The organism is Veillonella sp. VA137, assembly GCF_003992015.1.
Taxonomy (GTDB): Bacteria; Bacillota; Negativicutes; order Veillonellales; family Veillonellaceae; genus F0422.
In genome coordinates this window covers 90,401-103,980 of the sequence record NZ_RQVK01000008.1, presented here as the reverse complement: position 1 = coordinate 103,980, position 13,580 = coordinate 90,401, and the positions used below count along the sequence as shown (strand labels likewise).

9 protein-coding genes are annotated in these 13,580 nt (G+C 40.4%); 1 reads left to right on the top strand and 8 read right to left on the bottom strand.

Going from position 1 to position 13,580, the window contains the following annotated elements; all coding sequences use genetic code 11:
- Positions 1–604: 604 nt before the first annotated feature.
- Positions 605–1,345 (bottom strand): NADPH-dependent oxidoreductase, encoded by a 741-nt coding sequence (locus tag EO116_RS05520; protein WP_127160981.1) that lies wholly within the window; start codon positions 1,343–1,345, stop codon positions 605–607.
- Positions 1,346–1,485: 140 nt separating this feature from the next.
- On the opposite strand from EO116_RS05520, the gene EO116_RS05515 reads away from it, so the two are divergent.
- Positions 1,486–2,217, top strand: coding sequence for an SIMPL domain-containing protein (locus EO116_RS05515; RefSeq protein WP_126940692.1), 732 nt, complete (start codon positions 1,486–1,488; stop codon positions 2,215–2,217).
- Between the two features lie 181 nt (positions 2,218–2,398).
- On the opposite strand, the gene EO116_RS08475 is transcribed toward EO116_RS05515, so the two are convergent.
- From EO116_RS08475 to EO116_RS05485, 7 genes are all read right to left on the bottom strand, one after another.
- The gene (locus EO116_RS08475) at positions 2,399–2,560 is read right to left on the bottom strand and encodes a hypothetical protein (RefSeq protein ID WP_164726081.1); all 162 of its coding nucleotides are present in this window, start codon (positions 2,558–2,560) and stop codon (positions 2,399–2,401) included.
- 196 nt (positions 2,561–2,756) lie between these two features.
- On the bottom strand, positions 2,757–4,667 hold the full coding sequence (thrS, locus tag EO116_RS05510) for a threonine--tRNA ligase (RefSeq protein ID WP_127062078.1): 1,911 nt from the start codon (positions 4,665–4,667) through the stop codon (positions 2,757–2,759).
- A 460-nt stretch (positions 4,668–5,127) separates the two neighbouring features.
- The gene (locus EO116_RS05505) at positions 5,128–5,763 is read right to left on the bottom strand and encodes a sigma-70 family RNA polymerase sigma factor (protein ID WP_127160980.1); all 636 of its coding nucleotides are present in this window, start codon (positions 5,761–5,763) and stop codon (positions 5,128–5,130) included.
- Positions 5,764–5,776: 13 nt separating this feature from the next.
- Entirely contained in the window at positions 5,777–10,057 is a 4,281-nt protein-coding gene (locus tag EO116_RS05500; protein ID WP_127160979.1) for a translocation/assembly module TamB domain-containing protein, read from the bottom strand.
- Positions 10,058–10,082: 25 nt separating this feature from the next.
- On the bottom strand, positions 10,083–11,498 hold the full coding sequence (locus EO116_RS05495; protein ID WP_127160978.1) for a TolC family protein: 1,416 nt from the start codon (positions 11,496–11,498) through the stop codon (positions 10,083–10,085).
- 9 nt (positions 11,499–11,507) lie between these two features.
- Positions 11,508–12,812: an MlaD family protein gene (locus EO116_RS05490; RefSeq protein WP_127160977.1), complete on the bottom strand. Its 1,305-nt coding sequence runs from the start codon at positions 12,810–12,812 to the stop codon at positions 11,508–11,510.
- Positions 12,809–13,573, bottom strand: a complete 765-nt coding sequence (locus EO116_RS05485) for an ABC transporter ATP-binding protein (RefSeq protein WP_127160976.1) — start codon at positions 13,571–13,573, stop codon at positions 12,809–12,811. The genes EO116_RS05490 and EO116_RS05485 overlap by 4 nt, the downstream gene beginning before the upstream one ends.
- Positions 13,574–13,580 lie beyond the last annotated feature (7 nt).

Sequence of the window (13,580 nt, the reverse complement as noted above, 5' to 3'; positions counted from 1 at the left end):
CAACACTGTGTTGTGGCGACTAGATTATAATAACAGATTCACAATTTCGTGTCAACAGTTATTTTAATCTTTTTTAATTTTCTTAGTTAATAACTTTTGAGAAAATTAAAAGTGCTTGTGTCTCAAGCACTAAAAGTATTATATGCTATTTACCAATAATTTGCAACCCCACTTTTTTGTATTTATATATATTTTTTCTATAGAATTCTCCTATATAATCTAGCCCTTCTTAAAACAACTAAATTAAGTACACCTAATCTAAAGCACAATGTACACCTCTTGCTTGTAATTATAATCGTTTTTTTATACCCTCATGTGACGGGACTACTTATGTTTCTTCTGATTAACGTAGTTATACACAGAACAGTTTGTTTGGCTCCTTACTACCTAAATTCCCCAAACATCATAAGAGCACAGCATCCCCCACACTAGAATGCAGTCATGCGTAGTAGTCTTATGACGGTCTTATATCAGTCATATAAACAAAAATATAGAAACGAGCAACATGTTCCTGAACAAACATTACGTAGTGCCGTTTGTGAAGGAATGTGTTGCTCGTTTTCTTTTGCTATATACAGATGAAACCGTCAAAGACTACATAGCATTACAAATGAAACCCTTGAGTTTTTGCCATTTCCACCAAAGCACTGCGTTTCTCATCTTTCATCTGTAATCGTCCCACTACTTGATCTGTAAATTTTGGCAATGGGTAATTCGGGCTACGAAGATCATAATATTGGTTCATTTCTTCATCATAATCTTCTAGTAGTTCATGATAATTATCAAATGTGCTATACGCATCGTCAAACACATTTGCTTCTCTTGGCATACGCGGTTTCAACGCTGGTTTTTGATCTGCCATACCTAAGCCAAGTCCTACCACAGGGAATGTTAATTCAGGTAATTTCAAAATTTCAATCATCTTCTCTGCATCATTTAACACACTACCTAAATATACTGTACCATATCCTGCCAATTCTGCTGCGGTCACCATATTTTGTGCCGCTAGGCAAGCATCAGTCCACCCTTGAAAGAATCGATCCGCATCACTTGCCGTATCAAGGTTTAGCCCTTTTTCTTTCATAATTTGTGCATTGCGATAGGCATCCACCACAAATACAAACAATTCAGGCATATCTTTCACATAGTCTTGTTTACATACTTCTGCAATGGCTGCTTTAATTTCTGGGTTCACAATACGGATGATACTGAATGTTTGCATCCCCATGCTTGTAGCAGTCCGTTTCGCTACATCTAACAAAATACTTAAATGTTGCGGAGATACTCGCATCGGTTTATATTGTCGAATACTTTTATGATCTAACATAATATCAATAGGGTTCATAGTTTTACTCCTAACCTTCATCATACTTTCACATAGTTTATGTAGTATAATAACAAATACTAGATGTACTGTATATATACCATTGTAGGGTACTTATTTTTTCTTTGTCAACAGGTACATCATATAGAAAGGACGATTTTATGAAACATTCATTGCTTTTGAAAGCTTTCACTATCGGCGCACTGATGACATCTGCCACAGTGGGCACTATGGCTGCAGATATGACTGCAAATATGTCCGCTGGAGAAATATCCGTCACAGGCCAAGCTGTTCGCCAAGTGGCACCATCCTATGCATTACTTAACCTTGGGGTATCTAGCAAAAATACGTCTGTTCAATCTGCAAAATCTCAAAATGATGCGATTATGTCTAAACTTATCTCATCCCTACAACATTTAGGCGTATCTAGAAATAATATCCAAACATCTAACATTACTATCAACCCTAATTACGATTACATTGATGGGAACTCAAAATTAAATGGTTATAATGTAAACAACACTGTTGTTGTAAGGGTCTATGACACATCCTCTATTGGAAAAGCCATCGACGCAGCTATTGCTAGTGGCGCTTCTGATATCAATTCCCTTACCTTCCAAACCGATGTATCCCAAGAGATAGAAGATCAATTATCTGCATCTGCCATTAGTGATGCACGCCACCAAGCGGAAGTGATTGCAAAATCTCTTGGCCGCGAACTAGGTCCTGTTAAATCCGCAAGCTTAGGAACTACACGCACACAGACTATGGAGGTAAACCCTAGATATGCTATGCTTGCAGTAAAATCTATGGATTTATCTAGCTCTACACCTATAGAGAAGGGAGATATGTCCGCTAACAAAACAGCAAATGTAGTATTCTATCTGCAATAGAATCTATATCTCTTGATACAACTATCTGATTGCCAAAATATGTGCATTCACATACACCTCTAATGATGCAGTTGTACATATCACTTACTATATAAATATAGCCCCCACAAGAAACGTCATCCTATGTATGGCGTTTCTTCATTTTTCTAAAAAAAGCTGTAGCGAACCTAATCATCGGTCGCTACGGCTTTTTCTTAGGCACAACTTTAAAGCTATCATGCATTTGCTTTTTCATATCATCTGATAATGGACACGGCCATTCATTGATATCATTATGCTTCTTTAATTTTTTTAAATCCTCAGGACTTAATTTTTGCTTTTCTGCATCGTCAAATGTAATCATGATTCCATCACCTCTACTTGGAATACTAGAAAAGGAAAGACCAATTTCTTTCTAATTGTATTATATGATGAAAAGCACCTTCTTGTGAAGATGCTTTTCATATGTATACACAATACTTATATCATCAAAAATCCACTAGGATCCATGTATCAGATTCACGCAAAGTGCCTCCATACTATCCTGTTTATTTTAGTGATTATGCACGATCTTTAATTTCTTGTTGGATATTTGCCAAGAATTCTTCCCAAGGAATCGCCCCTTGTTCACCAACACCACGTTTACGAACAGCTACTTTTCCTTCTTCCACTTCTTTGTCACCTACCACAAGCATGTAGGATACTTTTTCCATTTGTGCTTGACGGATTTTGTAACCGATCTTTTCGCTGCGATCATCTAGTTCCACACGCACATAGGCATCTTTAAATGCTTTGCGTAATTTTTCAGCATATTCGACATGTTTTTCACTGATTGGAAGGATTTTCACTTGTACTGGTGCCATCCAAGTTGGGAACGCCCCTGCAAAGTGTTCAATCAAGATACCAATGAAACGTTCCATAGAACCAAAGCATGCACGGTGAATCATGATTGGACGATGTTTTTGACCATCTTCTGCGATATATTCCAAGTTAAAACGTTCTGGCAAGTTCATATCCAATTGGATAGTACCACATTGCCATGTACGGCCGATAGAATCGCGAATATGGAAATCTAGTTTAGGGCCATAGAACGCACCATCACCTTCGTTGATACGATATGGAATACCTTTTGCTTCAATCGCTTCACGCAATGCTTCTGTTGCTAATTCCCAGATTGCATCGTCGCCAATAGCGCCTTCTGGTTTTGTACTTAACTCTACATGATAGGACAAGCCAAATTGAGAGTAGATACGACCGAATAAGTCGATAACGCTCATTAACTCTTCTTTAATTTGAGATGGAGTCATGAATACATGGGCATCATCTTGTGTAAAGCTACGTACACGGAATAAACCATGTAAAGCACCGCTCAATTCATGGCGATGCACTAAACCAAGTTCTGCCATACGAATCGGCAAATCACGATAGGAATGCATATCGTTTGCATACACCAAGATACCGCCTGGGCAGTTCATTGGTTTTATGGCATATTCTGCTCCGTCGATTTGTGTTGTGTACATATTTTCACGGTAATGGAACCAGTGACCAGATGTTTCCCACAAATGTTGGCTTAAGATGATTGGAGTACGAACCTCTTCATAATCATAGTCATGATGTACTTCACGCCAGAAATCTTCTAAGGCATTTCGTACTGCCATACCTTTTGGCAAGAAGAATGGGAATCCTGGTCCTTCTTCTTTGATAACGAATAAGCCAAGCTCTTTGCCTAATTTACGATGATCACGACGAGCTGCTTCTTCTAATAAGTGTAAGTATTCCTCTAGTTCTTCTTTCTTTTCAAAAGCAGTACCATAAATACGTTGCAACATTTTATTTTTTTCATCGCCACGCCAGTATGCACCTGCAATACTTTGTAATTTGAAAGCCTTTACTTTACCAGTGCTTGCTAAGTGTGGACCTGCGCAAAGGTCAGTGAACTCACCTTGTTTGTACGCAGAAATCACTGCATCAGCAGGCAAATCATTGATTAACTCTACTTTATAATTTTCATGTTTAGCTGCGAAGAAATCTAGTGCCTCTTGGCGTTCCATCAATACTTTTTCGATAGGTAAGTTTTCTTTTACAATACGGCTCATTTCCGCTTCGATTTTCGGTAAATCTTCTGGCACTAATTTATGTTCCATATCGATGTCATAGTAGAAACCGTTCTCGATAGCTGGTCCAATGGCCAATTGCGCATCAGGCCACAAACGTTTTACTGCTTGCGCCATCACATGAGATGCTGTATGACGGAATGCATGTTTACCACCATCTTCTGCAAATGTTAAAAAGCTTACCTTAGAACCTTCCACCAATACTTCACGAAGGTCTGTTAATTCTCCATTTACATCAGCGGCTAATACTTTTTTTGCTAAGCTGTTTGATAGTTGTTTTACTGCTTCACCCAATGTAGTTCCCGCTGCAAAGGCTTTAGAACTTCCATCAGGTAAAATGATATTTACTTCACTCATAGGTTACCTCCCTAGGTCTAATACTACTATGCCATTGGGGATGGCAATACTTTTTACCAACAAAAAAAGACCTTCTCCCACACAAGGGACGAAGATCTTCGCGGTTCCACCCTAGTTAGCCCCTATTGATAGGACTCACTCTTACGGACGATAACGGGTCCACACGGATTTGATTACAAGCTAAGCCTTCACCAAACCAGTTTGAAGGTGGTAACGTCTAAGTCTACACTAGATACTCACAGCCAAGGTATCTTTCTCTGAAAGTATAGATGGTTAGGGTCATGTCCTTCGCATCACTGTTGCTTATATAATAATATAATTATAATAAACAAAAACCCTATCTATGTCAAGGGAGTTTTTTCGATATATCCTTGTAGACAAAAAGCACTGCCCTTGTCATCAACGAATCAGTTGACACTTAGGTAGTGCTTTATAGTCAGATAGTCTCTATTCACCAAAATTAACTTTTATCCCATGTCTCTTTAGCTGTTTCTAATAAACCTTTGAGCCGGGCTAATCCTTTTCTTCGCAATCGATGGATATAACTATGACTGCATTCCAAGGTATCTGCAATAGAGGCTACACTATGGTCCTTGTAATACACTTCTTCCACTACGTGCTGCTCCGCCAAGGGCAACTGTTTCATAGCTGATGTGACCATATCACCATACATGCGTTCCTCACAAACGCTTTCTGTAGAAGGGCCCTCAGCAGGTAATTGTTCCCACCAAGTTTCACCATCTTCCGTTTCCGATTGTAGCACAATCCCTTCCTTACCTTCCTTACGAAGATAGTCCAAGATACGTCCTCGAATACGATGTACTGCATAGAGGGAGAAGGCTACACCTTTCTTAGAATCATATCGCTCTACCGCTTCAATGAGCCCAATGGTCCCCTCTTGAATGCAATCCATCCTATCTACCTTAGAAGATTGGTACACATTAGCTTCTTTCAATACTAAAGGTTGGTAATGCTCAATGATCGTCATACGAGCCTCCAAGTCTCCTTCTTCTTCATAAGCCTTCCAGAGCCTCTGTTCTTCTTCCCAGGTCAATAAATCAATTGTATCCACACTGGCGATATAATCATTGAGCATACTTTCACCTCCTTTAGAATCGATAGCGCCACTGCGCCCCTAAATAGTGTTTATTTTCATTATTAATCCACCCTGTAGCACTAATACTACGATTGATATCATACTGAAAGCCATACGACACATGGTCGTTCTTAAGACCTCTAGTTAAGGTGATCATCAAATCCGGTACTACATATTTACCGATGGTAACGTTAAAATTATTTTTTTCCTGCAAATCACGAGAGTCTTTTCCGTCTAAAGAACCTGTGGTAAAATTCACCAAATCTAATCCCAGTGTATCTTGCAACACATCTTCGATATAGCCAAATGCCAAAGACTGTAAACTAGATGTCAGTAAAGCATTGGCATCTTCTGATGTAACTCCACTAGCATTGCCCACATTCCGACCAAATGTCAACAGTGAAATAATTTGACGTTCCGACAAATTAGGTTCAGACGTTAATTTTAATTTCATCTGCGTAGCAGGTCCTTCCGCTTGTAGAGATATGCGATAATTTTTCACATTTGCCATACTCCGTACATTGAGTTCAGGAATGATACTACCTGTAACAAACTTTGCCTGTCCTTCTGTGATTTTAAAACGATTTTTTAAATATTTCACATGCCCTTTGTTGACGGATAACTTACCACTCGCCTTCGGTTCTCCTACCGTTCCTTCAAATTTAACCTTACCTTGCAAGAACATATCGTAGAGCAATGGATTATAAAGACGTACATTATCTTTCGCATCAATGGTTAAGTCTAAGCCTAATGGAATGGATGTATCTGAACTTTCAAAGCTCAATGGAATCGAAGCTACCACATCATGCAGTGTAATACCCCCCACCAATGTCGGCATATCCTGTTTGTCGACGATGTACAGTTCTCCATCTAACGGGCCTGTATAGAAGGCATGACCAATTTCGATGCCTTTCATCTGCAACGCACCGTAGTAGGACGTAATGCCAGAGCCCATCCAACCAATATTCCCAGATAGACCTGCATTACCCTTACCCATTGTGGTGCTACCTGTAATATCTACATGATTGCCTCGGAACAACAGCTGTCCTTTTAATTGGGTCACCGGCTTTTTCAAAGATTGTAATTGCATAGATCCATTAGCGAGCTCTACAGTACCATTGGCTAAAATATTCGACGAATTACCTGTCACATGAACAACACCATGAATAGCGCCGTCAGCAGACTGCACTTCTTTAAACATCAGTGGTAGAACAGACAAGTTTGCCTCATTCATGTCCACGTACACATCAAACTGTTTCGTCATATCATCGGTTACGTATTCATTGGTTACAAAAGCCCCCAATGGTATCTTGCCGCGAACTTTAATAGAAGAGTCTGATTTTTTAATCATTCCTTGTTGGATATTCACTACTTGGTCTTCCATGGTTCCTAAGATACTCAACTGATCTAGGCTAATACCATTGATGACTGCTTGTTCCACTTCACTGGAAAATTCTACCTTTGGTGATTTCGTAAGTCCATGCACATTGATGATAAAATTCCAATTTCCCTGTGCATTTACATTTTTGGTTACTAGAGGCAGTACGGTTTGTACCGGCACTTTCGATGCCACCAACTGAATATCCGTAGAGCCATCCAAATCGGCTTTCCCTTTGCCCACAATAAGGCCTTCTTTAATAGGTAATTTGAAGGTCCGAATATCAATCGTCCGCCCACCATAACCTAGGTCTAGCGTAGCCGTCCCTACCACTTCATCGCGAATAGTCGTATCCTCAAGAGTTCCTTTTACGTCCAGTCTCGGACTGTCACTAGTACCACCTAACTCAATGGTAGCCTGCAACTTTCCATTCACATCTGGTACTTGTGCGTTGGTTAACGCCAATAATTGATGTAAATCTCCATCTTTGACATGCACATACCCAAATAAGCGTTTTGGATTCTCTAATTGAACTCCACCTTTCACTTCATAGCGACTAGTGCCACTGCCTGTGAAAGTCAACCCTTGTAGATGCACTACCTGTGGTGTAATGTACACAGAACCTGTTATATCATGCAAGGTAGTATCTTTCACCTGCATCGTATCGGACTGCACATTTCCTTCAAAGATTGGGGCATCTACAGTACCACCGAGATGACCTTCTGCACCAACATAGCCAACTATGTCAAGACCCGCATCACGAACGAATGGTTCAATGGGTACCGCATCGCCTACAAAATTAATATCTAGCTGCTTATCTTGTATATCTCCATCTACAATGATAGAGGAGCCATAGGTACTGATATCTAACCTTGGCAAATGGAGATGACCATTATGATATGTATAGGCCCCTTCAATGGATGAAAAGAGTTTACCGTATGCGGAACCATCCCAAGCTTTCAGATGCCCTTCTATTTGCGGGCGTTGTACTGTTCCTTGTACATGAACATCCGTATTAAGCCATCCTGTCATAGGAATATCTGTAAAGTTTGGCAACACATCTTCGATACGCACATCCTTTGCAGAACCTTTGATATCTATCGTTTGTTCACCGTCTAATCGGATAAATCCGTCTAGATCATAGGTGCTTTTTCTATATTCCAAATCACCTTCAAGAATATGGAGGATAGTATCCTCTAACTTAGTCTTAACAAAAGCACGGTCAAACTTGGTTGTTCCATAGGAAAGCGTTTCACCAGCAATCATAACCGTTCCCGTCGGATTTTCTAGGGACCCTTGTAAGTTAGCCTCTAAAGAAACAGTGCCGCCCAACGGTTTAGAGCTCCACTCATTGAATTGTTCTAATCCAATATTAATGCCATGCAAATTAATACCAAATATACCATTGCCGAATCGACCACTACCCGTGAAAGTACCTCGACCCCAAGTACCATTCATATACGGCACCACTAGCTGTGTACCATCCCAAGATACACTAGCATCCAAGGCCTCTACTAAGATAGATTGATACTCAATATGGTGTCCATGTACAGATCCGTTTATATTGGAAATCGCCCCTTGTTTCCCTTCAATGGTTAAGGACCCACTCACTGTGCCATGTACAGAAGGTAGTCCCTCAAGAGGCATTCCATACAAGGATACATCTTGTACTTCCAATTGTGCTGAGAAATCTTCTGTATCCATATGATAAGAGCCAGCACCCCTCACGGCTCCCCCTTGGGTACTCAGTTCTGCATCTTCCACATGAATCACTTGGTCTCCATAGGAAAGATGTCCTTTCCCTCGATTCACTGTGATTCCTTCATAGGTCACATCTCGCAACTCTACATCGGCACTGGCTTTTACATTCGACACAGGACCTGTTAGGAGTGCATCTGCCGTAATAGTTCCTGTGAGTGGCAGTTGACTAAAGGAGGCTAGATTCCATCCTTTTAATCCTACGTTGACATGTAATGTAGGATCCTCATCAAAGACATGGTGTACAGTACCATTCATACGGAGGTGTTCGTCATTCACATTTGCCTCGATTCCGTCCAAGAACAACACATCTCCATGGATTTGAAGTGTTCCTTTCCCAGATGTTAACCGATAGTCTTGAAGCGTTGTTCCTACGTTTTGGAAGGAAAGACCCCCTTCACCATACCAGAAGCCGCCACGTTGTGTTACTGTCAACGCCATATCTGTCAGCTCACCCGTCATAGAGCTTACTGCATTTGGCAGAGAAATGCGACTTACTATAGGAGCTATATCTAAATGTGGTGTTTCCACATAAAACAAACGATTACCGCTGTCATCCAACGCCCATTGTATCTTGGAATGGATGTGATCCTTTCCTAATTGGGCATCTACAACTCCATCTAGCATATGTCCACCATCCCCTAAGACAGTGACATTCACATCTGATAGTTGCAATGGTTCTGCCTGCGGCAAGAATAAGGATAGAGATCCTTTTTCTAATCGCAACAGTCCACTAAATTGACTAGGACTATCTGACTCTCGCTCCTTTACTAACTGTAGTACATTCCATTGTCCCTGCTCATCTTGCACCACATTCACATGTGGTGAGATAACAGTAATGGTACCTAGCAGTGCATCTGGTGATACCTGCCCAAAAGGATATTGTAATACTTTTAGCCATTGAATGGATACCGTCAACGCATCTGCAGTAAGCACAGGTTGCCCCTTCGCATCATTTACGACAAGGTCTTTCATTTGAACGGACCCATCCCAACCAATGTGAAATGATGAATAGGAAACAGTTCCATTCAGTGCTGTATGTAATTGTTCTTGCACATAGGGTCCTACATAGGTTTCACTCAGTGGTTGTAAGCCAAATCCAATGCCTGCTACACATCCACTCAGTACAACACCTAGTAGCCAGTGTTTCCTCTTCATGATTCACCTCATATCGGTATGATCACTATCCTTGATTCACAATAGTTGCGCCACTTCCCACTGTGGCTTCTACAGGAATTCCCATTGCTTTTTCTAAAGTAGCCATGCTTAAGTTATAGTTATATAGAGCATCTACATAATTATTACGCGCTGTAGCTAAGGCCGTTTCTGCGTCAAGCACATCCACATTAGTGCCTACTCCAGAACGATAACGCAATGTTTTAATGCGGAAGTCCTCTTGTCCTGCTTCTACTGCTGCATGCGTACTTTGAATTTTTTGTTCTGCTGCTTTTAAATTTAAATATGCCTCTTGCACTTGTAACTCCACCGTATCAATCGTTTGTGCGTAGGCTTCTTTTGCCTTCTCTAAGTTTGCTTTGGCAGCGTTCACATTGGCTTTAGATTGTCCACCATCCCATAGATTCCAAGATAAGGTAGCGCCTACAGACCAGTCTTTGCTATCGTTTCCAGACCATTGAGCTCCTTTCATTCCACGGCTAGCGCTTGCATTCACTGTAGGAATATCTGATGCATCCGCACGGCTCACATTTTCTTCTGCTGATTTCACTACCATTGCGGCTTGTACAATACTACCACGATGTGCTACTCCATAGGATTTAGCTGATTTCAATGAAATACCATATGGTGCATAGGTTAATTCTTTATCTGCCGTTACAATTGGTGTAGATACAGGTAGGCTTACATGGTTATTAAACTTTGCCTCTGCCAAACTAGCCGCATTTTTCGCTTCTACTAAGGCTGTTTTGGCATTGGCTAATCTCGTATTCGTTGCTAATACATCTGATTTAGAGACAATACCTACTTCATATTGTAAGTTTGCATTTTTCAAATGTTCTTCATAATCACGAACGGTTTGTTCCGCTACACTTACTTTATTACGAGACATAATTAAGGATAAATAATTCGTTGTGGCTGTTAACTTTGCCGTTTGTGCCGCTTCGGTCAAAGCAGCACCACTACCATCACGGCTATATTTAGCCGCTTCAATTTGTGCATCCAAGGCGCGATTAAATAGGGATAATCCTACCCCTAATTGATGATAAAAAGCATTGCCAGTTTTGCTAACACCATTCGTTTCACTTCCTGTATGGTTAGCTCTATATTGATAGGTTACTGCTGGATTTTTGCCGCTTCTTGCAACCCCTACTTGTGCTACTGCCACTTCATAATCCCATTGGGATTGATGTAAGGTTCTATTATTTTGCAATGCTAATGCGATGGATTGTGGCAATGTAACCGACACTGATTGACCTTTTGTTTGCACTTGATTTTTATAATCCTTCGTCATCATTGCTGCTTGAGCCGTCGCTTTTTGTTGATACTCCACTAATTTCACTGTATCTGTTTGTGGCGCTGCCGCTCCTACTGTGCATGCATAGGCTGCTAACATCGCTGCTACTGTCATTATTTTTGTATTCATTAGGTCCTCCTAAAATGTCTTTCTTAACCCAAAATAATTCACACGATGATGATCACGACCATACCAAGTCCATTGACCTACCGCATAAGTATCTTTCCATAATTGAATGTCCGAACGAATCCGATAGGAACCATGGTGGATATCAAATAGCGCACCTGATAGTGAAAGTGATTTTCCAAAGCCCACATTGGCTCCTACACCTAATTTTCCATCAAATAGTCCACCTCGTAAGTATACTTGATCTAACACTTGTTTCCCATAGGTGAGATCCAAATTTGATCCATTTCCTAGATTGGAAATCCCCAAAGTATACATGGCATCATTATGCATAAGGCGCACATCCGCATCGGTACGAACCTTTTTATCGTCTGGATTATATAGTACCTCTGCTCCTATTTGCGTCTTAAGATCCGACTTTTTTCCATCAGAACCTGCTTTCACATCTCCTCCTGTGAGACGATTTAACTTAGTCGTCAATTGTGCTGTATTATGTAAGGTTTCCTTAATATCGGCGGCACTCTTAGGGTCTGTCACAACCCCTTCCATAGCACCTGCCATTTTCGAAATGCTATCTGTAGTCGTTTTTAAATTATTTACAATTTGGCGCATCTCTGTTCCAGCTTGACCATCTGCATTAAATTGCTTCATATTCGTATCCATTTGGTTCGTCAAGGATTCCATATTTCGCGTAATACCCACCATATTTGCTGTTAAGGCAGAAATATTATCACTATTATTCGCTAACATAGCATTCATTTGGGCCGTTAAATTCGCTGTATTTTGAGCAATCAGTTCTGTAGATTGCAAAGCATTCCGCAAGGCGCTTTGTGTTTTTTCATCTCCAATGATACCGTTCATAGATTGTAACGTAGTAGTGGCCGCTTCCATTAATTTCGTGGCTTGTGCCATCGTTTTATCAATTTCACTTTTTCCATCCCCTGTAATGAAAGCCCCGTCATCTAAATACAAAGTACTACGACCCGGTGTAATTTGTATGAATTTATCCCCTAAAATACCATCACTTTCCATGGTAAACGCAGAATCTGTAGGAATTTTTACATCTTTGTCAATGTCCATAGACACTGTAATCCCTTTATCAGTCACTTGCATGGATTTAACTTTTCCAACTTTCACTCCTGAAAATCGTACTGTATTTCCTTCTTTCAAACCAGTCACAGATTGAAAGTTTCCTGCAATATGCATGGTAGGAGCTGCAAATATATCAAATCGTCCTAAGAACACAATGCAAACAGCAAATAGGACTACTCCCACCACAGTAAATAGACCTACTTTCGCTTCTGTTGTCCACTTCATGGCATATCTCCTTCTTCTTGTATCTCTGTTTTTACAGATTTACGTCCCTCTATAAATTGCTGCACCTTCGGATTCTTTGAATGTCTAAATTCTTCCGTTGGTGACACTTCAATAAATTTTCCTTTATCTAATAAAGCAATGCGATCCGCCACAAAAAAGGCTGAATTCATATCGTGAGTGACCACGATAGAGCTACATTGCAAATGAGATTGCATACTTCGTATTAAACGACTAATAGTTCCCGATGTAATAGGATCCAATCCTGAAGTCGGTTCATCATAGAGAATGATATTTGGATCTAATGCAATAGCACGAGCCAGACTAATCCGTTTTTTCATACCTCCCGACAGTTCGCTAGGCATATAATGCTCCGTTTTTGGTAATCCTACCATGCGTAGTTTTCTAGCTACGGTACGCTGAATTTCCTCTTCACTCATAGTAGTATGTTGACGTAATCCAAATGCTACATTCTCTCCTACATTCATAGAATCGAATAAGGCAGAGTATTGAAAGACCATTCCCATAGTTTGCCGTAATTTGTCGAACTCATTTTCATCAATTTGCGTAATATCTACGCCATTGACCAAAATGGTGCCACTAGTAGGACGTAACAAACCGATAATCAACTTGAGCAATGTACTTTTACCCGCTCCAGAGCCCCCTAAAATAGCAAGGGTTTCTCCATCATGGATGGTTAAATCTACATGGTCTAAAATCGTTCTATTCTCATAGGCTAGGACCACATTTTGTAATTCAATCATAGGTCCT